The 22448-nt window shown below is 57.3% G+C and carries 23 protein-coding genes, 2 tRNA genes and 1 pseudogene; 11 read left to right on the top strand and 15 right to left on the bottom strand.

Features of this window, described 5'->3' with window-relative positions:
• Positions 1-16: 16 nt before the first annotated feature.
• The gene (locus tag ACTJLA_RS12725; protein ID WP_034128243.1) at positions 17-382 is read right to left on the bottom strand and encodes an SPOR domain-containing protein; all 366 of its coding nucleotides are present in this window, start codon (positions 380-382) and stop codon (positions 17-19) included.
• Positions 383-646: 264 nt separating this feature from the next.
• Between ACTJLA_RS12725 and csrA the strand changes: the two genes are divergently transcribed.
• From csrA to ACTJLA_RS12710, 3 genes are all read left to right on the top strand, one after another.
• On the top strand, positions 647-841 hold the full coding sequence (gene csrA, locus ACTJLA_RS12720; protein ID WP_003192511.1) for a carbon storage regulator CsrA: 195 nt from the start codon (positions 647-649) through the stop codon (positions 839-841).
• 209 nt (positions 842-1050) lie between these two features.
• Complete coding sequence (locus ACTJLA_RS12715; protein WP_057978631.1) at positions 1051-1311, top strand: hypothetical protein; 261 nt, start codon at positions 1051-1053, stop codon at positions 1309-1311.
• Between the two features lie 93 nt (positions 1312-1404).
• On the top strand, positions 1405-1701 hold the full coding sequence (locus tag ACTJLA_RS12710; RefSeq protein WP_054898326.1) for a hypothetical protein: 297 nt from the start codon (positions 1405-1407) through the stop codon (positions 1699-1701).
• 20 nt (positions 1702-1721) lie between these two features.
• On the opposite strand, the gene ACTJLA_RS12705 is transcribed toward ACTJLA_RS12710, so the two are convergent.
• Positions 1722-2399, bottom strand: coding sequence for an HAD family hydrolase (locus ACTJLA_RS12705; RefSeq protein ID WP_314550485.1), 678 nt, complete (start codon positions 2397-2399; stop codon positions 1722-1724).
• A 183-nt stretch (positions 2400-2582) separates the two neighbouring features.
• Here ACTJLA_RS12705 and ACTJLA_RS12700 point away from each other — a divergent pair, with 183 nt between their 5' ends.
• From ACTJLA_RS12700 to ACTJLA_RS12690, 3 genes are read left to right on the top strand one after another with little or no spacing between them, the layout of a single operon-like run.
• Positions 2583-2843: a DUF2790 domain-containing protein gene (locus ACTJLA_RS12700; protein WP_440841363.1), complete on the top strand. Its 261-nt coding sequence runs from the start codon at positions 2583-2585 to the stop codon at positions 2841-2843.
• 42 nt (positions 2844-2885) lie between these two features.
• Positions 2886-3557: a heavy metal response regulator transcription factor gene (locus ACTJLA_RS12695; RefSeq protein WP_003192516.1), complete on the top strand. Its 672-nt coding sequence runs from the start codon at positions 2886-2888 to the stop codon at positions 3555-3557.
• The gene (locus tag ACTJLA_RS12690) at positions 3554-4954 is read left to right on the top strand and encodes a heavy metal sensor histidine kinase (protein ID WP_096143883.1); all 1401 of its coding nucleotides are present in this window, start codon (positions 3554-3556) and stop codon (positions 4952-4954) included. The genes ACTJLA_RS12695 and ACTJLA_RS12690 overlap by 4 nt, the downstream gene beginning before the upstream one ends.
• A gap of 12 nt (positions 4955-4966) precedes the next feature.
• On the opposite strand, the gene ACTJLA_RS12685 is transcribed toward ACTJLA_RS12690, so the two are convergent.
• From ACTJLA_RS12685 to ACTJLA_RS12660, 6 genes are all read right to left on the bottom strand, one after another.
• Positions 4967-5503 (bottom strand): anti-virulence regulator CigR family protein, encoded by a 537-nt coding sequence (locus tag ACTJLA_RS12685; RefSeq protein WP_054898330.1) that lies wholly within the window; start codon positions 5501-5503, stop codon positions 4967-4969.
• Positions 5504-5582: 79 nt separating this feature from the next.
• Complete coding sequence (gene pcp / locus ACTJLA_RS12680; RefSeq protein ID WP_096143885.1) at positions 5583-6212, bottom strand: pyroglutamyl-peptidase I; 630 nt, start codon at positions 6210-6212, stop codon at positions 5583-5585.
• Positions 6213-6219: 7 nt separating this feature from the next.
• On the bottom strand, positions 6220-7170 hold the full coding sequence (locus ACTJLA_RS12675; protein WP_314550493.1) for a DUF979 domain-containing protein: 951 nt from the start codon (positions 7168-7170) through the stop codon (positions 6220-6222).
• A complete protein-coding gene (locus ACTJLA_RS12670) occupies positions 7167-7883 on the bottom strand; it encodes a DUF969 domain-containing protein (protein ID WP_014719143.1) in 717 nt (238 codons plus the stop codon). The genes ACTJLA_RS12675 and ACTJLA_RS12670 overlap by 4 nt, the downstream gene beginning before the upstream one ends.
• Positions 7884-8718: 835 nt before the next feature.
• Positions 8719-9201: a TIGR02391 family protein gene (locus tag ACTJLA_RS12665; RefSeq protein ID WP_314550495.1), complete on the bottom strand. Its 483-nt coding sequence runs from the start codon at positions 9199-9201 to the stop codon at positions 8719-8721.
• Positions 9185-9883 (bottom strand): DUF5343 domain-containing protein, encoded by a 699-nt coding sequence (locus ACTJLA_RS12660; RefSeq protein ID WP_314550497.1) that lies wholly within the window; start codon positions 9881-9883, stop codon positions 9185-9187. Before ACTJLA_RS12660 ends, ACTJLA_RS12665 begins: the two co-directional genes overlap by 17 nt.
• Before the next feature lie 317 nt (positions 9884-10200).
• On the opposite strand from ACTJLA_RS12660, the pseudogene ACTJLA_RS12655 reads away from it, so the two are divergent.
• Positions 10201-10810, top strand: a pseudogene (locus tag ACTJLA_RS12655) (recombinase family protein).
• A 257-nt stretch (positions 10811-11067) separates the two neighbouring features.
• Positions 11068-11745, top strand: a complete 678-nt coding sequence (locus ACTJLA_RS12650; RefSeq protein ID WP_314550499.1) for a hypothetical protein — start codon at positions 11068-11070, stop codon at positions 11743-11745.
• Between the two features lie 170 nt (positions 11746-11915).
• On the opposite strand, the gene ACTJLA_RS12645 is transcribed toward ACTJLA_RS12650, so the two are convergent.
• Positions 11916-12329 (bottom strand): hypothetical protein, encoded by a 414-nt coding sequence (locus ACTJLA_RS12645; RefSeq protein WP_314550500.1) that lies wholly within the window; start codon positions 12327-12329, stop codon positions 11916-11918.
• 715 nt (positions 12330-13044) lie between these two features.
• Between ACTJLA_RS12645 and ACTJLA_RS12640 the strand changes: the two genes are divergently transcribed.
• Together ACTJLA_RS12640 and ACTJLA_RS12635 are read left to right on the top strand one after the other, a co-directional pair.
• The gene (locus ACTJLA_RS12640) at positions 13045-13869 is read left to right on the top strand and encodes a metal-binding protein (RefSeq protein ID WP_314550503.1); all 825 of its coding nucleotides are present in this window, start codon (positions 13045-13047) and stop codon (positions 13867-13869) included.
• Between the two features lie 18 nt (positions 13870-13887).
• Positions 13888-14589, top strand: a complete 702-nt coding sequence (locus ACTJLA_RS12635) for a hypothetical protein (RefSeq protein ID WP_314550505.1) — start codon at positions 13888-13890, stop codon at positions 14587-14589.
• Positions 14590-14729: 140 nt separating this feature from the next.
• Here the strand turns inward: ACTJLA_RS12635 and ACTJLA_RS12630 are convergent.
• Positions 14730-14806: transfer RNA gene (locus tag ACTJLA_RS12630), tRNA-Val, on the bottom strand.
• Between the two features lie 184 nt (positions 14807-14990).
• Here ACTJLA_RS12630 and ACTJLA_RS12625 point away from each other — a divergent pair.
• Positions 14991-16274: an FAD-binding oxidoreductase gene (locus ACTJLA_RS12625; RefSeq protein WP_314550508.1), complete on the top strand. Its 1284-nt coding sequence runs from the start codon at positions 14991-14993 to the stop codon at positions 16272-16274.
• 134 nt (positions 16275-16408) lie between these two features.
• On the opposite strand, the gene ACTJLA_RS12620 is transcribed toward ACTJLA_RS12625, so the two are convergent.
• From ACTJLA_RS12620 to ACTJLA_RS12600, 5 genes are all read right to left on the bottom strand, one after another.
• Positions 16409-17380 carry an XdhC family protein gene (locus tag ACTJLA_RS12620; RefSeq protein ID WP_054922410.1) on the bottom strand — a complete coding sequence of 324 codons (972 nt, stop codon included), beginning with the start codon at positions 17378-17380 and terminating at the stop codon, positions 16409-16411.
• Position 17381: 1 nt separating this feature from the next.
• Positions 17382-18617: a c-type cytochrome gene (locus ACTJLA_RS12615; RefSeq protein ID WP_034128254.1), complete on the bottom strand. Its 1236-nt coding sequence runs from the start codon at positions 18615-18617 to the stop codon at positions 17382-17384.
• A 2-nt stretch (positions 18618-18619) separates the two neighbouring features.
• Positions 18620-19159, bottom strand: coding sequence for a (2Fe-2S)-binding protein (locus ACTJLA_RS12610; protein WP_014719147.1), 540 nt, complete (start codon positions 19157-19159; stop codon positions 18620-18622).
• Positions 19152-21983, bottom strand: coding sequence for a xanthine dehydrogenase family protein molybdopterin-binding subunit (locus tag ACTJLA_RS12605; protein ID WP_089042165.1), 2832 nt, complete (start codon positions 21981-21983; stop codon positions 19152-19154). Before ACTJLA_RS12605 ends, ACTJLA_RS12610 begins: the two co-directional genes overlap by 8 nt.
• 388 nt (positions 21984-22371) lie before the next feature.
• A tRNA-Asp gene (locus ACTJLA_RS12600) sits at positions 22372-22448 on the bottom strand.

Here is a 22448-nt window from a genome sequence, read left to right as displayed (position 1 = left end):
CCGCCCACTTCACCTGCTACTGCGCAGCCTGGTGTTCGATAATCTCCGACACGGTGTCGTTTTTCTTGGCCCGCGCCATTTTTTCGTTTAGCAGCGCCTGCTTGGCTTCGGCCTCGGCTTTGGTCGCGAACGGCCCCAATAGCACCTCATCCTTGCCGTCGACTTTCACAATGTAGAAATTGAACCCGTGCTCCAGCAACCAGGCGGTCAGGTCGGTGATCGCCTGCAGCTTATGGTCCGGCGGGCCGACCCGTATATCCCATTCCTGAGCGGCAATCGCACCGGTTTGCGGCAGGCTTTCGGTCACGGCAGGCTTGGCCTTGGGGGCGTCGACCGACTTACCTTCACCGCATCCGGCCAACGCCAACACCACAATTGCCATCGCTACTTTACGCACTGCCCTGCTCCTTTGAGGATCAAAGAGGCAACTTTACCATTCACTGTCTATTCTGGCCGTCATAAACGTTGGCTTAAACAATGCGAATCATGTATCGCGACCTGTATGATACCGCCATGGGAATTAATGTCGCCTCTATGCGTCCTAGAAAGAGGCAGTCACAGGGAAGCGCTTCGCAGTAAGCTACACACATCCGACACCTACCCTGTCTGAAACATGTGTCCTTAAAAGTAATTCAAGGAGAAGTCCATGCTTATACTCACCCGCAAAGTCGGTGAAAGCATAAACATCGGTGATGACATTACGATCACCATCCTGGGCGTTAGCGGCCAGCAAGTACGAATCGGCATCAACGCACCTAAGGATGTTGCCGTGCATCGCGAGGAGATTTACCAGCGTATCCAGGCCGGCCTGACTGCACCTGACAAAAACCAGACGCCTTGAAACGCCTCCAGTAGCCAGCCTTTTCGTTCACTGTAACGGCTGGCGAAAACCCAATTGGCCTGTTCGCGCTTCCCGGGTGACCAGCGCACGTTGAGCCCTTCCTTCGCTGCAAGATGAAACTGTCAGGGCATCCGGAACTTGTCGCGCTATTGGCAGCCCAACTTCTGACACTTTATCCTGCCGTCCGAGTGCATTTCGGGAACACGTCGATGAGGCCAGCCGCGTCGCAACCGCTTGTTTCAAGATCCTGGATGATCGCCCTGCTGATAGGGCTGGTCTTCGTGGCACTCGGGTGCTGCTTGAGAATGGAAGTGGAAGGGGCCGATCCCGACACCCATTCCTGGTTGGATCTTGCGCTTCTGCTCTGTGGCTACCTGCTTGCGTTCTGCCTCAAGCCAATCCAGAAGGTGATCTTGCGCAAGCTGCGTCAGCGCGCCGCTCATCGCACCCATGGAAAAACCGCACGCTGAGGGCGTTTACCTGTTATCGGATCGCCGGTATTTACAGCGCCGCCGCACCACCTATCATTGGGCTTGCGCAGTCAGTCAAAGGTGCAGATACAGATGGATACCCTCAGTAAAGCCCAGATCGAGTCAGCACTGGCAGCGCGCCTGCCCAGCTATACCGTTGAGTGCACGCTGCATGCCGACGGTACTCTCTCAGCCGTTCTCAGCGGCCCGGGAACCGATCACTTCGCGATTACCGGCATCGTGCGCGCGCATTATCACGGTACAGAAGCCATCAACCGGCTCGCCACCGAGATACTCAGGGAAATGGTGGTGTCGCGCCAGGGGATGAAAAACAGCCGACTGCAGGCACTGTCCGATCCCATCGACTGCATGGAAGGCCGAGACCGGTAACGGGCTCGGCCTTCCACGTATCATGGCGCCAACGAACTTAAGGACAGCAAGCCATCAGCCCCACGCTCGGCTTTCAACGCACCGTATTGCTCGATGCAAGCATGGGCGGTCACCATCGGCGCCACGTGTGTCGAGGTCACCACCATGATATCCGCCCCCGCCGCTTCCCCAGCCTGAATACCCACTGTGGCGTCCTCGAACACCAGGCAGTCCTGCATCGGCACGCCCAGGCGCCGAGCACCCAGCACATAACAGGCCGGATCGGGCTTGCCCGTCTTCACATCTTCGGCTGTCACCAGTACCGCCGGCACGGGGATGCCCGCTGCTTGCAGCCGGCGCACGGCCAATGCCTTTGGCGCTGAGGTGACCAACGCCCATTGATCGACGGGCAGGCTCGCCAAAAACGCCACCGCGCCGGGAATCGCCACGATGCCTTCGACATCGTCCAGCTCAGCCTCGGTGATCCATTGGGCTTCTACCTGTGGATCGACGCCCGGCAATGCCTGGCGGGTGATCGTATCAATCGCGCGGGCGCCATGAATGGTGTGCAGAAAGGCTTCCACATCCAAGCCATGCCGTGCAGCCCAGATGCCCCAGACGCGCTCCGCAGCGGCAATGGAGTTGAGCAGGGTCCCGTCCATATCGAACAGAAAGGCGCGGTAACGCCGGGTAAATATATTTGGAGTTGGGCTGGACACTGCGCGGCTTCCTCATGGGCTGGGCCCTGCAATCTACGGATCACCTCGACGCTTGTAAACGCCGAGTCCTGGCCCGTCACCTCCAAGTAAAAAATGACGAACTTGTCATGATCCTGTTGGTTGGCTGTTGGGATCGCCTGGTTACCGTGAGCTCACTACCCACCCGGAACGTGAGACACCACCATGAAACTCTTCGCCTTAGGCTTCGCCGCTTTGCTTGCCACTGGCTCGGTATTCGCTGCCGACACCGCCCCCGCCACCCACGTGATCCACGATAAAACCGGCTTCTTCGTGCACCTGGATGTCGCCAGGGTGCTGTCGAGCACCGACACCTACGGCCAATGCGGGGTTGTGCCGACGCAACTGCGCTACCTGGACCACCAAGACCGCGAACATGTGCTGGATTACCAAGTCCAGGGCACCGGTTGCGCCAATGACAATTGATCGGGCTACACTGGCGCAACTTATTGAAGCAGAGCACCTTCCATGAACATCCTCGTAGTCGAAGACGAACCCAAGGCCGGTAATTATCTGCTCAATGGGCTGCAGGAGCTGGGGCATTGCGTAAGCCTGGCCCGCGATGGGGTGGACGGCTTGCACCAGGCCCTTGAAACGCCCTTCGACGTGATCGTACTGGACGTGATGATGCCGAAAATGGATGGCTGGGAAGTGCTGCGCCGACTGCGCAAAGAAGCCGATACGCCAGTGCTGTTCCTCACCGCCCGCGATGACATCGCCGACCGCATCAAAGGCCTTGAGCTGGGTGCCGATGACTACCTGATCAAGCCCTTTTCGTTCGCCGAACTGGTGGCGCGCCTGCGTACCCTCAATCGTCGTGGCCCGAGCCGGGATGAAGAACAACTGCACATCGCCGACCTGCACATTGACGTACTCAAACGTCGGGTGACCCGCGCCGGCACGCGCATTACCCTGACCAACAAAGAGTTCGCCCTGCTGCATCTGTTCGCGACGCACCAGGACCAGGTGCTGTCCCGCTCGCTGATTGCTTCGCGGGTGTGGGACATGAACTTCGACAGCGACACCAATGTGGTGGATGTCGCCGTGCGCCGCCTGCGCCTGAAAATCGACGACCCGTTCCAGCTCAAGCTGATCCACAGCGTGCGGGGCATTGGCTACCGCTTCGATACCCAGCCATGAACCGTCAACACCCTTACTCCCTGACCCTGCGCCTGGCGTTGATCTTCGCCCTGCTCGCCTTCGCCTTGCTGGCCACCCTGGGCGTGGCGCTGTACCGGGAACTGGAGCGCGAACTGATCCGCCGCGATGACGCCGCGCTGATATCCCGGGTGGACCAGTTACGCAACCTGCTCAACGACAGCAATACCCTGGACCTGATCAAGACCAAGCCAGAGCTGTTCCAGAACATGTTGGGCAACCGCGAATCCGTGCTGAGCATTGCCGCCCCCGACAAACAGCCACTGCTGCTGGTAAACCCGGGGAATATTGAGTTGCCGTCGATCCAGCCGCTGCCCAAGGATCACAAACTCATGTTGAGCGACGTGCAACATTTGCCAGGCCTGAACGGTATTCCCTTCTCGCTGGTGGCCGTGGCTATCGACTCCGGCGACCTGGGCAGCCTGCAAATCACCAGCGGCCGCCTGATGACCGAGCGCACCGCGGTGCTCACCAGTTATCGACTCAGCGTATACATCCTGGCGAGTATCGCCGCGATCATCCTGGCGCTGGTGGGTTACCTGCTGGTTCATCGCGGCTTGCTGCCATTGCGCCGCCTGGCCCGGCATGCCCAAGGGATCGGCGTCAGCAACCTGGCCGAACGGCTCGACAGCCACGGCACACCGAAAGAATTGCTGCCCATGATCGACTCGTTCAACACCATGCTTGAACGCCTGGCCAAAGGCTTTGTACAACTGGGCCAAGTGTCCACCGACATGGCCCATGAACTGCGCACCCCGATCAACAACCTGCTCGGCGAAACCCAGGTTGCCCTGCAGCAGCAGCGCAGCATCGAGAGCTACCAGCAACTGCTGGCCTCCAATGTCGAAGAGCTGGAACGCCTGGCGCGAATGCTCGACAACATGCTGTTCCTGGCCCGCACCGATCCCGCCAGCGCACTGCGCCAACGCCAGGCGCTGGACGCAGCGGATGAAGTGGAACGCATCGCGGATTACTTCGATGGGCTGGCCGGTGATGTGGACATGCACATCACCGCCTTGGGCGAAGGGGTGATCTGGGCTGAGCCGATGTTGCTGCGCCGTGCCTTGGCCAACCTGTGCGCCAACGCCATCAAATATGGCGCGCCGGGCTCGGAACTGAGTATCCAGGCAGTGCCGGATGGCGCGGGCATCAACCTGAGGGTCAGTAACCACGGCCAGACGATCCCGGCCGAGCACCTGCCGCGGCTGTTCGAACGGTTCTACCGGGTGGATGAATCCCGCGAGCGGTCAGCCCAGTCCAACGGCCTGGGACTCTCGATCGTGGCGACCATCATGCAGCTGCATAACGGGCGGTACCGTGTAAGCAGTGAAGATGGCGTGACCTGTTTTGAGTTGTTTTTCCCCGGCCGTGAAGCCTGAGGGCGCTGCGACTCAATCAAACGCGCCGTTCAGAACTTCGTAGATGATACCGGTCGCGATGGCCACCAATATCAAGTCGGTCCCCGCTTGCTGCCACTCGTAACCGTCGTAGCGAGGCAACTGCCCCAGCAAGCGGCCGTCCAGCTTCTTGGCAATACCGGGCGGCAGGGGCTTGCCGCGTGCCAGGTTTTTCTGAATGCCAGGCGGCAAGGCTGGCCCAGGGCTCCAATAATCGCGGTGACCGCCCAGCACGTTCAGTACAAGACCGCGATCAACGCTGAAGTCATTCCTGGAAGGCCCGCCATTGTCCTTGCCCCTACCTTGCCCACCCTGGGCATTACCTTTGTTATTACCCTGGCCTTTACCCTTGTCCTGCCCACCATAGGCATCACCCTTGCTATTGCCTTGGCCTTTGCCCTGCCCACCGTAGACATCACCTTTATTGTTACCCTGGCCTTTGCCATTGCCTGGATCTGCAAAGGCAAGGCCACTGGTCACGGACAGTGCAAGGGACAACGCAACCGACACGAACTTCGTACGCTTTAACATGGTGACTTCCCAAGGCAAATATGTGCTTGAACTGTAGTTGAAATCGCAACACAGCGTACACAAACAACAGCGCCTGCCGTCAGCTCACCTGACCACCACTCAAGGCGATATCTACCTGGGTTTGCCAGGCTGCCAATGCCGCCACACGCAACCCCTCGACTATTGTCGATAGCGACATCGAATGCTCGCCCGCGTCAGGCAAACCAGGTACGTGAATAAACCCACTGCGCACCCCAGTCCCCACCAAGGCGTGCTGCAAGCGATAAAACACCTGATTGCACACAAACGTCCCCGCCGTCTGCGATACCGAGGCCGCAATGCCCGCCTCACGCACCGCCTTGACCATGCCCTTGATCGGCAACGTCGAGAAGTACGCCGCCGGGCCGCCATCCACTACCGCAATATCAATCGGCTGCGCCCCCAGATTGTCGGGAATACGCGCATCGTTAACGTTGATCGCAACGCGCTCGACGGAAATATCACTGCGCCCAGGCCCCAGGCCCGTGGCGATGACCATTGCCGGCCGCAGTTCGTTGATCAACTGCAGCAAGGTTTCGGCAGCGGTGGCAAATGCGCAGGGCAAGCAACGCGCAACCATTTGCACCCCCTCGCACAGCTGCACACCGTCCAACTGGCGCACGGCCTCCCAAGAGGGGTTTACCGCCGCCTTATCAAAGGGCTCGAAGCCCGTCAGCAATACGTTTTGCACAGTGGCCTCACATCAACAGATAGAGCAGCACGATATTGACCACCAGCATCATCAGCGCCGTGGGTAGTTGGGCTTTGATCACCGCATTTTTATCCGGCAGCTCCAGTAACGCCGCCGGTACGATATTGAAGTTGGCCGCCATCGGCGTCATCAACGTACCGCAATAGCCAGAGAACATGCCAATCGCCGCCATCACCGCCGGATTGCCGCCGTAAATCCCCACCAGCACCGGCACGCCGACGCCACCGGTCATCACCGGAAAGGCCGCAAAACCATTGCCCATGATCACGGTAAACAAGGCCATGCCCAACACATAGACCATAACCGCCACCAACTTGTAGTCCAGGTTGATGTAGGTGGTGGTGACATGAGCGACCGCCGTGCCCACCCCGGCCTCACTGAACAACAGCCCGAGCATCGCCAGCATTTGCGGAAGCACCATGGCCCAGCCCAGGGCTTCGGTCAGGCGACGGGATTCGCGTAACGCTTGTACCGGCGTATCCCGGGTCAGCCAGCAGGCCAGGCCAAGGGCGATCAGGCAACCGATGCCGAGGGAGACAAAGGTGGTGTTCTTCGGGTCCAGCAGCGGTACACCGCCGATTTCGGTGTGTTTGAGCAACACTGAACCAATCACCGTGGTTAGCGGAATCGCCAACGCCGGGATGAACAGTTTGTGGCCCAGGCGCCCGGCACTGGCGCGGGACGCCTTGTCGTGCAATTCGGCATGGCGGCCACGACCAACGCCGCCCAAGCCCGCAATCAATGCCATCACCACCACACCCACTCCGATGACCACCGAAGGCAGGCGCTCGCCTATAAGGAACGGTACGGCGAACAACAACCAGAACAGCGCACTGGACCAGCGCTTGGGGTGGGAACGGTCGAGCAGGGTCATGCCGGCGGTGATCAGCAACAGCACGCCCGCCAGCCAGTACAGGTATTGAATGGAAATAATCATTGAGCAGCCTCCACCGGAGCGGTGGCCGAGCTCATTTCGCGGGTCAAGCGCCGGTCAAAACGATGCAACCGGATAGCGTGAATGATGAAGGCGCAGATCGCCGTCGGGATGCCCCACACCGCAATGTGCAGCGGCTCCACATCAATCCCCGAGCCAAGCAGGAAGGTGTGCATCAACGCAATCGCACCAAAGGCCACGAAGATGTCCTCACCAAAGAACAACCCGACGTTGTCGGTGGCAGCGCACATGGCCAGTACCTTGTGGCGCAGCTTATCCGGCAACTTGCCATAGCGTTTTTCCGCTGCGCCCTCGGCCATCGGCGCCAGCAGCGGCCGCACCATCTGCGGATGCCCACCCAGGCTGGTCAACCCCATGGCCGCCGTGGACTCACGCACAAACAGATAAATGATCAGCAAGCGCCCGACCGTGGCGCGTTCGAAGCGTGCAATCCAGTTCTGCGCATGCAGGCGCAGGCCATGGCGTTCCAGCAGGCCAATCACCGCCAGCGGCAATAACAGAATCAGTTGCAAGGCACGGGTCTGAAGGAAGCCATCACCCATGGTGGCAAGAATTTTTTCCAGGGGGAACTGGGCGGCAAGCCCGGTGGCGATGGCGGCCGCGGTGACCACCAACAGCGGATTGAAGCGCAATACAAAGCCGACCACGATGACAAGTACGCCGATCAACGGCCATAAGTTCACAACAGTTTGCATGGCGGGGAGGTCCTTTAGTGCGCGCTGCGGCGCCATTACAGCAGGATGTGGGCAAAGGGCTCACAGCTTGAAAGTGGCGTGCAGTCGGCTCGGTTTTTTATTGTTGACCTGGAAGGTCGAGCGTCAGTGGCGGCAACTTTGCTGCCTGGGGCCGGGGGTGTCCAACAAGAAAAATTGTTGCTGCAAACCAATAATTTTTGTGGGGGGATGGCTTCGGGCGGTACGGTGCCATGCAGAGATTCAGCGCAGTTTTTTTGGAAAAATCGCGAGGATGAACTCGCTAGGGCGTCGGCAGGGAAAATTCCTGATCAGCGCCTATACTCCACGATGCAGCTGTGTGTACTTGGAGTTCATTCACGGCGTCGTGCCGACAATGAGGGTTCCCGCTATGTATGCCGGACAAATGAGTAATATGGCGACCACGCTTGGCGAAATACGCTGCCAGCTGTTCGCCCAGGTAATTTGCCTGCTGGCGGTGGCGACGCTTTTCGCCTGATTGGACATACAAGCCCTGAAAGACGCCGCCCGGCGTCTTGACTTTCCTTTGCCCAAATTCCAGTGTCTACAAACCCGAACACGCAGTCCTGCTGACCCTACTGAAGAAACACAGGAAGGCGGCTGGCCTGAACCAAGTACAGTGTTCAGAGGCTCTGGACGTCCACAGTCGTTCATGAGTAACGTTGAAAGCGGGACACGCCGCATGGATATCGTGCAGCTCCGCGAGCTGATCGCTGAGTTTGAACGATCTTTGGACGAGAATTGATCGAGCAGCGGTTGCCGGGTTGAAGTGCTGGACTTACACAGCATGTGCTGTTGGAAATCCTAGCCTTCGCAATCAGGAAAAACCACTCTGCTCCAATCTTCTAAGCAGCAGAGAGGCAAATGCAAGATGATCTAAACAGGTGTCGGGATCGTCACTGAGGTTTATCTCATGCCCTCTGGGGTTTCGAATGGCCATCACTGCTCCGCTGAAAAGAAAGCTGTAACCCTTCTGCTCATCTCGGCCACTCGTGGTCGATAAGTCGGCAAGGGTGAGAATTGGCTTACTCTCATTAAAGGCATTCATCATGAGCTTAAAGCCCGACTCATCCACTTGGCATAACCGCTGTACAAGCTTATCTATAAGCTTAAATGCCTCGAATGTAGACTCTGCACAGTGACCATTGTCGAAAAGCTTTTTGACCTTCCCATAAAGACCTTGATGAATATTTCTTAGCTCAAATGGATGCAGGACAATGTTTTTGACCTCACTTTCGCCATCAAATGCCCCTGTCGTCCTGCGGACTATTTCTTCGAAGAGATTAAGAGACGTTGCCATTCAGCAGATTCTCTCTGATGCTTTTGAAGATGCGGTCGTAGGTCTCTTGGTCACCGCCAGCGGGTAGGTTAATTTCGACCCTGACAGTAAGCGCCATGGCGGAAGACTGAGCTACCGGGGGAGCTGATTGAATGGGCAAGGGGATTTCGACTTCAGGTAGCTGCGGAGTAGCTTTGGCAGTCTTAGAGCGCACTGCACGAGTAGGAGCGGATGTGTCGCTTGTCTTCGGTTTAGGTGTGGGCGTTCGTACGCTCCCGTCTAATTTACCGGACAGTATCCCCAGTGCTTGGAATGTCGCGGCCTGTTTCTTTCCTACAATGTCGCTCGTGTTGTCTGTATGCCTGAAGTAAGCGATTAATTTGGGCAACGGGAGCGTCCAAGCGCCCTCTCCGTGCAACTCAAAAAGCTCGCTATAAGCTGAAGAGACGATTTCCGAGAAACCTCGCTGAAACTCAACATCTTCATGCTGGCTAAAAACCGAACCAACTTTTTGCCCCTTTTTCCCATCCTCATCGAGCACACCAAGAAATCGCAGCGTGTTCAATACATAGCTTTCGTTGTTAGGTGCTATCCCTAGTTTTTTCATCGTATCTGAGCCAAATTGGACAGGGAACGACTTTCTGAGCTGGGCAACGGTCTGTGTCAGCCCTGCAATACCGGAGTACGGGTGCCTATCTGCCATGATTGTATCCCTGTCATGTCGACTAAGTAACTGACGCTACCTGCAACCACATCAAGTGTCCAGTGCGATGAAAAAAAGGCAGGAGGTTCGGTAGACGCCCGCTAAAGCGTCGCCTCAGCCTTGGAATCTCTGGGTTTAAACTCCGACGTCATCTAGGCCGGAATTCAAAAGCTGAGTCGATAAACGCTATCAAATAGGTAGACGTAACTGGTAGTTCGATAGCCACACGCCAATCACTATCAGATATCTATTGCGGATAGCTATGCGATTCAAACATCGATTTATCTATCGAATACAAGGGTAAAAGATAGTACGCCATGAACGCCCACCTCCACCTCCGAGCATCAACGAAAGACCAAGACGCCAACCGTGCAAAAGTGACTCTGGAGTTGTTCGCTGTCGACAAGGGTTTGAGTATCGTTGGTGTGTAAGCCGAGAACATCAGTGGGACCAAGCTCAACCGCCCTGAGCTGCTTGCCTTGCTCGATACTGCCGAGAGTGGCGACGGTAGACCGTTTGAGTCGTCTCTCACAGGCTGACTGGGACACTCTCAAGGGCACGATAAAGGCTAAGGGATTGCGTCTGGTTGTGGCTGATCTTCCTACTAGTCACATGTTGGTTGAAGCGAAGGGGATTACCGGACAAATCATGGATGTGATCAACAAGATGCTCATCGACCTTATGGCTACCATGGCACGACTGGATCAAGAGAAACGTGTGGAACGCATCAAGCAAGGACTGGAGAACAAGCGTACCGCTGATCCTGAGTGGAAGCCAACAGGTAAAGGCAGGAACACTTCCAAGTGGACTGAGGTACAGGCGCTGATGCGGAAGCATCCAACAATGTCTGCTGATGAAATTGCCAAGCTGGCTGACTGCGGTGTCGCCACGGTGTACAGGATCAAGAAAGAAATGAAGGCAGCGTGACGATGGTCGCTACGCAGATACCTCAAATCAAGCTATTCGGGGCCACTTACCCCATCTTATTTTAGAAAAGCTGCGACCTTCATTTACACCCCTTGCGATTGGCTTAGCACCTAGGGCAAAACCACCAGAATTATTTCTGCCGATCAGAAATAGAACAGTTATCTAAACGTGCACCCAAATTTTGGCGGGGGCATGGAAAATACATCCGTATATGCATGCTACGCTCCAGCTACTTTACCTATGTGCAGGGACAACTGATGGAACAATCTACTGACTGGGTCAGCATTGTCATTGCTATCGGCGGCGTTCTCGGGACGCTGGTCACCGCTGTTGCGACGATATTTCTATGGCGAGTCACCAAAGTATTGGCGAATGAAACGACTCGAATGGTACAGGCTGCGTCTCAGCCTCACGTGGTAGTCACCATAGAACCGAACAGGTGGTCGATGCTCCACTTTGATTTGAAAGTTGATAATACGGGCAACGCTACAGCCTATGACATATCCATCGCTTTTGAACCACCGTTAGAGAATGGGGAGGCTCGCGGTAGCCAATTAGAAATACCATTGAACACGATCAGCGTACTCAAGCCTGGGCAAGGCTTGTCGAGTTACTTATCAGAGTACGCCCCACTGAAAGACAAGGCATACACCATCAGCATAACGTGGAGGCGAGCCCCTTCGAGTCAGGTTAAAGAGCTCAACGTCTACAGATTTGATATGGCTGACTATGACGGCATTACTCAGCTCGGTAGCAATGACCCAGCAGTGCAAATAGCTGAGCAAATCAAGAAAATCCAGGAAAACCTGAAGCCTGTCATGAGCGGCTTCAAACGCATGAGAGTAGATACTTTCAGTTCCGGGGACCGCCTCCATGAGCGCCGCGTCTCCGAACGGCAGCGCCGTCGTCAGGTGGCTCTGCGGAAGGAGCCCTGAAGGGACGTGACCCGCACGAATAGAAGTGCTGAAAGCCTTGTATTACATGGTATTGAGGTGGTTTCCAGCATGATTGAATCACGACCCCGAGCAGGTCCCAGAGCCTTACAAATTCCAATATATACAAAATCTGCATTAGGGTCGCATTATATCAGCGAAGCAACCGCCCCTCAGATGAGGTACTGTCCAGCCACCTTCGTCACCAGAAAGCACACGAATCCCAGAACCAACGTGTAGTTCCGCCATCTGTAAAAAACGCCAGTTTTCACCGATGCCTCGTTCATCAGTTGAAAGCAAGCACGCGCCCCTTCCTTGTCTTTCAATTCAAGACACTGGATGTAGTCACCGTTATGCTTTACCACGTGCAAACCTGATTCAATCCGCCTGAATCCAAAGAATGCACTCAGGCCAAAAATCAGCAATGTTCCAATCAAGAAGGTTTGTTGATTCAGACCAAGCTTGGCATACGTATTCGTTTGGGCGAAGTAAGCACAGATTGCCAAGATCGCCCCGAGCATGAAGTAATTCATTTTATCTGACGCTTCATGGTGCGCCTTTAGCCACCGCTCAAACAGTTCGCTCATCGGTTATCCTATGCTAACTCATTAATTCGATTTGAGAGGGAGAGAGCATCGTGTGCCCCGTCCCTCCACCTCGGATCTGCTCGCATCTAGCACAAAGGGAAGAATGCAATGCAAACCGGTGAAATCATCAGCACCGCAGGCCTGCTCCTTACCGCTCTAATAGCAGTCGGTGGGTGGTTCTGACAAAGCTGGCAGGAACGTACAAGCGTGCGCGTGGCTATCGTTGCTGAGGTATTGGTATTAAGGAAAATTGCCGTAGAACGAGGCTACCATGCCGGTCTAACCGAAATGGGAAACCAGTTACTCGGAATGGCGGAAGAGGAACGCTAGCTTCATTGCAGGGAAGAATCCCACAGCACTATTGCAGGGTCTACGTCGCCAATCTTGGGAAACTTGGCTACCTCTCTCCAGATGATGCTCAGCTGGTTGTGAGTTTCTATCAGTACGTCGATAGCGTCGTACAGGACGTCATAGAAGGCGGGGTCATCTATGAAGGTACGGATGACCCAGAAGCATTTATAGAGGCTGCAAACGTCCTTCAATTCGCGTTAGACGCTGCACAGCTACTGGCTGACAGACATGAGCAGAAATAAGCGTCTCCAGACCGTGAGCCCACTTATTTTTGGCGGAGGGGTAAAGGCTCTACCCGAAAATAGATAGAAAATCAGTCTCGTGCTACAAACAAAACGTACAAGGAACTGAGAGAGAGGGCGTCATGGGTGACTTTGCAAAATCACTATCTGAACGAAGCAAACACACCAAAATCACAAGCGGCCATTGCCTGATCTGTGGCACATACGGAACTCTTTCCCAAGATCATGTCCCCCCACAAGGAAGCATCACGGTAACTGCGGTGGAACAAGTCCACCTCACCGAAGCTTTCGACCTTCAACTCCCAAAATTGAAGGGCGTGCGATCTCCGAATGGCAGCAAATTCCGCACAATCTGTCGAAACTGCAATATGACGGCACTGGGTCAGAATGACGGAGAAATCGCCGATGTCTGTAAGTCTCTAACGCTCAAAATCAACCATTTCTTCAAGTATGCGAACAGCCCCGTTTCGAGTGTCCACACCCCAGTAAACGCCCTGAAGTACGCACGCGCTATGGTTGGTCACGTCCTATCTGCCACGTCGGTAGAAGAATGTTTTAAACCCGGCCAATCCACACCCTACTTCGATCCACTGAAGGAGTTTGTGCTAGGCGATGATCACGCCATGAGCGATACACACGACATCTTCTACTGGTTCTTTCCACACAAGCATCATCAAAACATCAAGCTCTTCAGCGTGAAAAACGGGCAGAACATGTGCTGCATGAGCCTCCTTTCCTTCTTTCCACTGGCGTTCCTTATCACAGAGAAAGACAAGGGAATATATCCCGCAGGGGCGGTTAAACTGGAGCTCACTGATAAGTCGCTGTTTTTGGATCTTTCGGGTCGGAATGTTCGATTTTCCAGCTTCCCTGCGGTCGAGTTGCAAGGGGATCAGATGGTCGCACTGGCTGCCCAGATGTCTATCGTAAGCTATCCCATAAAATAAACAGTCAAAGGAGCAACCATGTGGAGAAGGTGGAATTTACATGCACTCAAGGAACATATTCGCACCAGCGAACCCGAAAAAAAATGGCTGCTGAGCACCGTCGACTCGGTTTATCAATCCCTATGCATATATCAGTACCACAAGAATGCGGCTCGCAAAGCGTTTGCCGCCTATAACGCTGATCACGACCCGGACGGGATTAAGATGTTTGCTGCCGCAATGATGGCAGGGTCCGACGAGGAGCTAGAGGAGTTCGCGGCTGCCAAAATCGCGAGCGAAGCAAACCTGATTGCCGCAATCAATATCACCCGCAATACATTCGATATCTTTGCTCAGATAGTTAACGCCATGGCACTCCCCAATCCAATCCCGATTGAGGATTGCACCATCAGTAAGGTGCGTGACACCCTTCCTGAAGGCCCACTGAGAAAGGAAATAACACGAGCCACTAAGCTCCATTGGTTTAGATATCTCGCTGGATTCAGCAACACAATCAAACACCGTCAACTCATATCGCACAAGACATCACAGAAGTACGAAGAGGGTACTGGTGAATATCTTGGAGGTGGGGCGGAGGTAGCGGCCTTCAAGCATCACCGAAAAGAATTTAAGAGCTATTGGGTACAAGAGGTGCTGCAAGGCACAGTCGAAATGCACAATGAAATTGTCACCCTCGGCATCACCCTCAACGAACATTGCCTGACTCCAGCCACACCCTAACCGCAACAAGATCAGCGTTCACATTGCCCAGTGTGAACGAACCCTATATTTAGTGAACGTTCTGCATGAAATCCAGACAACAAAAAAGGGCCCACCTTTCGGTGGGCCCTTCTAGACCGCCCAGCAGAGCGGATTTTGTTTGGTAGGCGCGATTGGACTCGAACCAACGACCCCCACCATGTCAAGGTGGTGCTCTAACCAACTGAGCTACGTGCCTGCTGTGAGGCGGCATTCTACGGAATTCCGAAGGGGTGTCAACATCTTTTTTGCAGCTAACCCTATGAATATGCGAATTTTTTATTTGCGCCGGGTACACCCGTGATTTTCGGGTGGCTGGCAGGCGATTTTTAACTCAGGTAGGATCGGCGCACTCGTAAAAAATATAAAACAGAGGTTCCAGGATGGCGAACACCCCCTACCCCCAGTCGTATTACGCCGCTTCCGCGAATGCAGTTCCGCCCCGTCCTGTGTTGCAAGGTGAAGTCGAGACCGATGTGTGCGTGATCGGGGCCGGCTATACTGGGCTTTCCAGTGCGCTGTTTTTGCTGGAGAGCGGCTTTCGCGTTACGGTGCTGGAAGCCGCCAAGGTCGGTTTTGGTGCCTCGGGCCGCAACGGTGGGCAGATCGTCAATAGTTACAGCCGCGATATCGACGTGATCGAGCGCAGCGTCGGGCCTCACCAGGCGCAGTTGTTGGGGCAGATGGCGTTTGAAGGCGGCAGGATCATCCGTGAGCGCGTGGCCAAGTATCAGATCCAGTGCGACTTGAAGGACGGTGGCGTGTTCGCCGCCCTCAACAGCAAGCACATGGGCCACCTGGAGTCGCAAAAGCGTCTGTGGGAGCGCTACGGCCATACGCAACTGGAGTTGCTGGACGAGCGCCGCATCCGCGAGGTGGTGGCCTGTGACAACTATGTGGGGGGTTTGCTGGACATGAGCGGTGGCCATATCCACCCGCTCAACCTGGCGCTCGGTGAAGCCGCGGCTGTGGAATCCCTGGGCGGCACGATCTATGAGCAATCGGCAGCGGTGCGCATTGAGCGCGGCGCCAATCCGGTGGTGCACACTGCTGAAGGCAGGATCAGAGCCAAGTTCATTATCGTCGCGGGGAACGCTTACCTGGGCAACCTGGTGCCGGAGCTGGCGGCCAAGTCGATGCCGTGCGGTACCCAAGTGATCACCACGGCACCACTGGGCGATGAAGTAGCCAAGACGCTGTTGCCCCAGGATTACTGTGTCGAGGACTGCAACTACCTGCTCGACTACTACCGCCTCACCAGCGACAAGCGCCTGATCTTCGGCGGCGGCGTGGTCTATGGCGCGCGGGACCCGGCGAATATCGAAGCGATCATCCGACCGAAAATGCTCAAGGCATTTCCGCAACTGAAGAACGTGAAGATCGACTACGCCTGGACCGGCAATTTCCTCCTCACCCTGTCGCGCTTGCCGCAGGTTGGTCGCCTGGGTGACAACATCTATTACTCCCAGGGCTGTAGCGGCCATGGCGTGACGTATACGCACTTGGCAGGCAAAGTACTGGCGGAGGCCTTGCGAGGTCAGGCTGAGCGTTTTGATGCGTTTGCGGGCCTGCCGCATTACCCGTTCCCGGGTGGGCAAATGTTGCGCACGCCGTTTGCGGCGCTGGGGGCTTGGTACTACGGGTTGCGGGATAAATTCGGGATGTAAACACAGGCAGACTGTGGCGAGGGAGCTTGCTCCCGCTGGGCTGCGAAGCGGCCCCNAGCCTGGGAGCGCTACGCACTCCAGCGGGAGCAAGCTCCCTCGCCACATTTACATCAAGCCTTCAAGCAAAGATGCGCTCAGAGCTGGTCGCGAGCAATCCCGCTACGAATCCGTACGATATCCGCCAATACCGCCAACGCGATTTCCGACGGCGTCCTGCTCCCCAGGTTAAGCCCGATGGGCGCGTGTATCCGCGCCAGTTCAGGCTCCCCCAACCCACCGATGCGGCGCAGTCGCTCAAAGCGCTTCTGCGAGGTCTGCAACGACCCCATCACGCCAATGTAGAACGCGTCGGTACGCACCGCTTCCATCATCGCCAGATCGTCGATACGCGGGTCATGCGTCAGCGCAACCACCGCCGTATCACGGTGACAGCCGCCGTCGGCAATAAACACCGACGGCAACTGGCGACGAATCTCCACGCCATTGAGCACCACGCCTTCCAGCACCTCCTCGCGTGGGTCGCAGAGAATCACTTCAAACCCAAGGCCGACCGCAAACTCGGCACACGCCTGCGCCACGCTGGAGTACCCGGCCAGCAATAGACGCTGAGCCGCACCGACGCGGATGCGCACCCGCGCACTGTCACGCTCGATGCGCGCGCCCTGCTCACAATCAGCGACCAGGCTGCGCGCCCCGCTGGCCAGGTCGACCTGGCGAATCAAGCGGCGCTGCCCGAGCAGCGCCGACTCCACTTCACGCAGGTGCGCCTGCACCTCGCAGTCAGGCTCGAACTTCTCAACCAATACATCGAGAATGCCGCCGCAGGGCAGGCTGACCCGCGAGCGCGGATCGTCCCCTGCGCCGTAGCGCACCACGTTGACCGCAGCGAAAAACGCACCTTCGGCGACGCGTTCGAGAAAGTCTTCCTCGACGCAACCACCCGACAACGACCCAATCCACTGCCCAGCGGCGTTCACCGCCAGCAGCGAACCCGGCGCCCGCGGCGCCGAGCCGTAGGTGGCCAGCACCGTACAGAGCCAAATGCGCTGCCCCGCCACCGACCACGCCAGCGCCCGTCGTATCACCTGCAGATCCAGATGCTGCATGTCAGTGCGCCTTGTGCTCGATGGACGGCGCCTCAGCCTGCAGCTTCTGCACATCGCTCACCGCCAGCTCCGCCGATTGCCCGCCCCAGCCTTGGCGCAGGTAATTGATCAGATCGGTGAGTTGTTCCGGGCTGAGTTTTCCCGCGAAGCCCGGCATCGGTTGCATGTGCTCGAACCCGGAGAACTTCTGCTCGCCAATCCCGTCCTCGATCACCCGCACCAGGTTGCGCGGGTCTTCCAGACGCAGCGTGGTGTTGCCGCGCATCGCCACCGCGATGTGCGGCTTGCCTTCACCATCGGCGGCATGGCAACCGGCACAGACGTTCAGGTATTCCTGGCGGCCGCGCTGAGCGCTCGGGCCAAGGTGTTCCACCGGCACTTCGACCAGCGCCTTGGCTGCGGGCGGTTTATCACCGAGCAGGAAGGTCGCCATCGCGGCCAGGTCCGTATCGCTCAGGCCCTGGGTGCTGTTGTGGAACACCGGGAACATCTCGTTGAACATCGTCCCTTGTGCGCTCATGCCATGCTTGAGGAACGTGGCCAGGTCCTGCTCATTCCAGCCGCGCGCGGCCAGGTCGGTGGCGAGCAGGCTGGGCGCCAGATAGCCATTGAGGATGCCGCCGGTCAGGCGCTTGTCCAGCTCCATCGCACCGGGCAGGCCACGTGGGGTGTGGCATTCGCCGCAGTGGCCGAGCACTTCGACCATGTACTGGCCGCGCTTCCAGGCTTCGCTCTTGCCTTCGGCCGGTTCCAGTTTCAGCGCTTTGCCGTACAGCACGTTCCAGCCCATCAGGCCCAGGCGCACGTTGAAGGGAAAGCTCAGGCTCGTGACCGGCGCTGCGCGCTCGATCGGCTCGATGGTTTTGAGGTACGCATGAATAGCGTCCGAGTCTTCACGCGGCATCAGGTGGTACGAGGTGTAGGGCATCGCCGGATACAAGTACGCACCGTCGCGACGCTTGCCTTCGGTCAACGCAGCGAAGAACTCGTCATCGCTGTACAAGCCGATGCCGTGTTCTTTGCTTGGCGTGATATTGGTGCCATAGATGGTGCCAAACGGCGAGACAATCGGCAGGCCGCCGGCAAACGGCGCGCCGCCCGGTGCAGTGTGGCAGGCCATGCAGTCAGCGGCGCGGGCGAGGTATTCGCCGCGCTTGGCTTGATCATCAGCGTGGGCAAACAATACCGGCGCGGCCAGGCCGACCGCCAAGGCCAGGCGGGTCAGAAAAAGCTTCATGCTTAACCCTCCTTGACCAGGCCGAGATCGGTCAGCACGTTGCGGGTGGCGTTGTAATAACGCACGTACCCGGTACAACGGCAGACGTGATGACCGAGGCTGTCCTCGATGATTTGTTCCAGCTTGCTGTACACGGTCGGCTGGCGTTGCAGTTTCTCCACCAACACGGTCGCCGCATTGACGAAGCCCGGCGCGCAATAGCTGCACTGAAAGGCGAACTCATCCACGAAGCGCTGCTGGATCGGGTTGAGCTCAGTGACCTGGCCCGACTCATCGCGCTTGGCGTGACCTTCGATAGTGCGCACTTGCTTGCCTTCAAAGTAATGCGCGCCAGTGATGCAGGTGCGCACTTCTTCGCTGGTGCCGTCCGGGTTGTCGACGATCACCACACAGGCGTGGCAAATGCCTTGGCCGCAGCCCAGCCGCGAGCCCGTGAGGTTTTTGTATTCGTGCAGGTAGTCGATCATCGGCAGGTCATCAGGGATGTCCACCGGGCCGACGGGTTGACCATTGAGGGTCAGTTGAAGCGGACGGTTAGCCATTGAGGGCCTCCTTGATGCGTGCAGCCGTGATTGGCAGGTCGCGAACACGTTTACCGATGGCGTGTGCCACCGCATTACCAATGGCCCCGACAATCGGGATCATCACCACTTCAGCGATACCTTTGGACGGGTCGCTTGGCGACAGCGCCGGCAGAATCTCCGAGGTCTGTTTCCACACGGCAACGTGACGCGCCATCGGCAGACGGTAGCGGTTGAAGTTCCAGTCACCCTCCCCCGGCCCGCCTTCGTACAACGGCATTTCTTCCATCAAGGCGTGACCGATACCCATGGCCACTCCACCCTCGAGCTGGCCTTTGACCAACTCTTCAACCAGCACACGCCCGCACTCGACCCATGAATGGTGATTGAGCACTTCGACCTGCGCCGAACCCTTGTTGACCTTCAACTCGACCAACGTGGCGACGGGGCTGTAGTACGTCACCGCAGCGTTATTCAACTGGGTGGCGGGATAGCTGACGTTCTGGCGATCGAGCAGGTGGAAACCGGCAGTGCTCATCAGCGCCTGCTTGGCTTTCGGTGCGCCATCACCGTATTTCACCGCCAGACCGTCGAGCGGCAGGCGCTCGCGCACGCCGTCGATGCTGTACTCAGCCTCGGCCCAGCTCCAGCGGTTGAACCCGTGGACCGTGGCAGCGGTGACCAGGCCTCGCTCATGAGCGCGCCTGGCCAGTTCTTCAAAGCTCAATGGCTGCATGCCGTTGGCGGTGAGCTTGCCGTCCACCCAATGTGCGTCTTCGCGGCGTACCACATAGGGGTTGGCCTGGCCGCCGAACGGGCCCTGGCGCCAGATCTCTAGCGCCGCTGGCCACAGGCCGTGGTTGAACAGCACACGCGCCGCTTCGCGGGTGGCGTGGCTGAAGTAGTACGCCGAGTTGGTCGCCGAAGACGCCGAAGCGAGCTTGCCCACCCAACGCGGGTTACGCAGCAGGTTGTCCTGCTCGGCCTGGCTCATGGTGTAAGGGTTGCCGCCGGTGACCAGTTGCATTTCCTGCCATTGTGTTTCGCCGGTCTTCACTTCGTGGGCCGGGCTGCCGAGGAAGTCGGCAACCACCAGCGACTGCGAAGTGGACATGCCGGTGCCGATTTCGATTCCGATGTGGCGCAGGCTGATGCGACCGTCAGCGCTGAATTCAACACTGGCCATCGGCGCTTCGGAACCGGTGCCGAAGTCTTTCTGGCAGATGGCAAAACCGACGCCATACCAGTTATCCGGGTCTGCGGCTTCGCGTTGTTGCTTGATCGCGTCACGGTTTTTCCACACGTCGTGCACAGCGGCCTTGTCGAGAATTTCGTGCAGCCGCAACGCACCGGCAGGGATCGCGCCCTGGGTGTTCTTCATGCCCGAACGCAATGCGTTCTTGCGCCGCAGCTCGATGGCATCCACACCAAGGCGGCCGGCGATTTCGTCGACCATCATTTCGGTCGCCGCCATGCTTTGCAGGGTGCCGTAGCCCCGCATCGAACCGGCTTCAACGCCACGGGAATGGTACGCGGTGACTTGCAGGTCGTTCTGCGGCATGTAGTAGATCGACTGCGCCGCCGTGGCGCCGACCGCAGCCACCGATGGGCTGTAGTTGATCCGGCCACCGCCGTCGACGCTCATGTCGGCGAGGAAGATTTTGAAGCTGTGGTCGTTCTTGTCGACCGCCAACTGATAGCGGATATCGAATGGGTGACGCTTGATGCCGCTCTGGAATTGCTCGTAACGGTCGTTGGCCAGGCGCACCGGCACACCAGCGCCATACAACGCAGCGAGGGCGGCGTAGTAGACGAAAATGTTGTGGTCTTTGGAACCGTAACCCACGGTGTAACCCGGGTGCATGTTCAGATGAGCCAGGCCGAAGCGCGACGGCGAGATCATCTTGGCGGTCTCGGTCGCAACTTCCAATGGGCACTGGGTGGCCACCACAAAGTGCAGGGTTTTGGTCGCTGGATCGTACCAACCGTTGCCGTTGTCCGGCTCCATGGCGGCCGGTTCGATCGATGGGGTTTTGTAGCGCTCGTCAAACACTAGCCAGTTGTCCGGTGGCGTGTTGATCTGGCTCTTCATGCGCTCGGCGTAGAACAGCCCGCGCTCGGTCAGGTTGCCGTGCAGGTTCGGCTGGGAATTCCACACTGGGCGACGGTTTTTCAGCATCGGGAACAGGATCGAATCCTTGAGGCTGGCGAATTCGTCTTCATCGGCCGAGGTCGGGCCACCCACGCGCACGTAGCGGAAGCTACCGTAGGGGTCACCTTCGTAATACGGCACTTTGGCGCCGTAACGAATCGCCTTGTCATTGAACTTGAGTTTGTTCTTGGCCTGACGGAAACGCTCGAAGTCGTTCCAGATCAGGATCGCCACCGGGTGACCGATGAACATCGGCACTTTGCCCTCGGGTAGCAACGGGTCCGGCGCATGTTCTTCCGGGAAGACGATACCGTCCTTGTCCAGGTCGGCAGCGGTGACAATGCGGTCCGGCTGCAACTCGGCGCCAAGCCACGACAGGTCGTAGCCCGCGTAGATGTGGTCGGCCTTGATGGTTTTGAGCAACATGGCGTGACCTTGCTGCTGGGGCCAGCCAGGCATGTCCTTGGAACGGATGTCGCGGGCAAACACCTTGCTGCCGCAGACTTTCGACAAGGCATCGTTACGCTGGCGCGCCTTGCCGTTATGGCCAAGCCACTTTTCAGACGGCACGGTCACGCTGTTTTCCATCAAGGCAGCCAGCGCCTGGGTGCTGAGCGGCGTGAGCGTGACACTCACACCCGCCACCAGCCCGCCCTGGAGGAACGAGCGCCGGGTTATTTCACGGTTGGACATGGATCATCCTCTGAGCGGTTATAAATCCGCCCTTATGGTTAAGTACACCAAATCTGGAGACTTGCAGAAACCTTTCTCGACGAATCAAAAGGCCATGATGACAGTGCAAAGTTGACCGAAGGGTTAACTTTAAAGGTTTCTGCGCCTGCGGCAAATAACCACATTGAAATTTTTTGACACAAGAACGCAAAACGGCCGACAGAATCGAAATGTTCTGCCGGCCGTTTGCCGATAATGAGCGCTGTTGGTAGCGAAGAAGATGAGGCTTTTTTTCAAACCCCAGACACAAAAAACCCCGGTCTTTCGACCAGGGTCTTTGCTATCGGATCAAGGTGAGCCAGTGGCTTTCCTTGTGCTTCAAGGCGTTCAGTGGGCCTTGATGCAGATATGGCGCAGCGGACGGGACTCGAACCCGCGACCCCCGGCGTGACAGGCCGGTATTCTAACCGACTGAACTACCGCTGC

This window comes from Pseudomonas sp. 22072 (assembly GCF_052046095.1).
GTDB lineage: Bacteria > Pseudomonadota > Gammaproteobacteria > Pseudomonadales > Pseudomonadaceae > Aquipseudomonas > Aquipseudomonas paracarnis.
This window is presented reverse-complemented; position numbering and strand designations above follow the sequence as displayed.

Excerpts from the sequence above, each read along its gene's own strand:
- ACTJLA_RS12660 (WP_314550497.1), bottom strand. The coding sequence starts at position 9,883 with ATGGCAGATAGGCACCCGTACTCCGGTATTGCAGGGCTGACACAGACC.
- ACTJLA_RS12670 (WP_014719143.1), bottom strand. The coding sequence starts at position 7,883 with ATGCAAACTGTTGTGAACTTATGGCCGTTGATCGGCGTACTTGTCATC.
- ACTJLA_RS12615 (WP_034128254.1), bottom strand. The coding sequence starts at position 18,617 with ATGAAGCTTTTTCTGACCCGCCTGGCCTTGGCGGTCGGCCTGGCCGCG.
- ACTJLA_RS12695 (WP_003192516.1), top strand. The coding sequence starts at position 2,886 with ATGAACATCCTCGTAGTCGAAGACGAACCCAAGGCCGGTAATTATCTG.
- ACTJLA_RS12625 (WP_314550508.1), top strand. The coding sequence starts at position 14,991 with ATGGCGAACACCCCCTACCCCCAGTCGTATTACGCCGCTTCCGCGAAT.
- ACTJLA_RS12675 (WP_314550493.1), bottom strand. The coding sequence starts at position 7,170 with ATGATTATTTCCATTCAATACCTGTACTGGCTGGCGGGCGTGCTGTTG.
- ACTJLA_RS12610 (WP_014719147.1), bottom strand. The coding sequence starts at position 19,159 with ATGGCTAACCGTCCGCTTCAACTGACCCTCAATGGTCAACCCGTCGGC.
- ACTJLA_RS12685 (WP_054898330.1), bottom strand. The coding sequence starts at position 5,503 with ATGTTAAAGCGTACGAAGTTCGTGTCGGTTGCGTTGTCCCTTGCACTG.
- ACTJLA_RS12605 (WP_089042165.1), bottom strand. The coding sequence starts at position 21,983 with ATGTCCAACCGTGAAATAACCCGGCGCTCGTTCCTCCAGGGCGGGCTG.
- csrA (WP_003192511.1), top strand. The coding sequence starts at position 647 with ATGCTTATACTCACCCGCAAAGTCGGTGAAAGCATAAACATCGGTGAT.
- ACTJLA_RS12725 (WP_034128243.1), bottom strand. The coding sequence starts at position 382 with ATGGCAATTGTGGTGTTGGCGTTGGCCGGATGCGGTGAAGGTAAGTCG.
- ACTJLA_RS12640 (WP_314550503.1), top strand. The coding sequence starts at position 13,045 with ATGGGTGACTTTGCAAAATCACTATCTGAACGAAGCAAACACACCAAA.
- ACTJLA_RS12710 (WP_054898326.1), top strand. The coding sequence starts at position 1,405 with ATGGATACCCTCAGTAAAGCCCAGATCGAGTCAGCACTGGCAGCGCGC.
- ACTJLA_RS12690 (WP_096143883.1), top strand. The coding sequence starts at position 3,554 with ATGAACCGTCAACACCCTTACTCCCTGACCCTGCGCCTGGCGTTGATC.
- ACTJLA_RS12715 (WP_057978631.1), top strand. The coding sequence starts at position 1,051 with ATGAGGCCAGCCGCGTCGCAACCGCTTGTTTCAAGATCCTGGATGATC.
- ACTJLA_RS12620 (WP_054922410.1), bottom strand. The coding sequence starts at position 17,380 with ATGCAGCATCTGGATCTGCAGGTGATACGACGGGCGCTGGCGTGGTCG.
- ACTJLA_RS12700 (WP_440841363.1), top strand. The coding sequence starts at position 2,583 with ATGAAACTCTTCGCCTTAGGCTTCGCCGCTTTGCTTGCCACTGGCTCG.
- ACTJLA_RS12665 (WP_314550495.1), bottom strand. The coding sequence starts at position 9,201 with ATGGCAACGTCTCTTAATCTCTTCGAAGAAATAGTCCGCAGGACGACA.
- ACTJLA_RS12650 (WP_314550499.1), top strand. The coding sequence starts at position 11,068 with ATGGAACAATCTACTGACTGGGTCAGCATTGTCATTGCTATCGGCGGC.
- ACTJLA_RS12645 (WP_314550500.1), bottom strand. The coding sequence starts at position 12,329 with ATGAGCGAACTGTTTGAGCGGTGGCTAAAGGCGCACCATGAAGCGTCA.
- ACTJLA_RS12635 (WP_314550505.1), top strand. The coding sequence starts at position 13,888 with ATGTGGAGAAGGTGGAATTTACATGCACTCAAGGAACATATTCGCACC.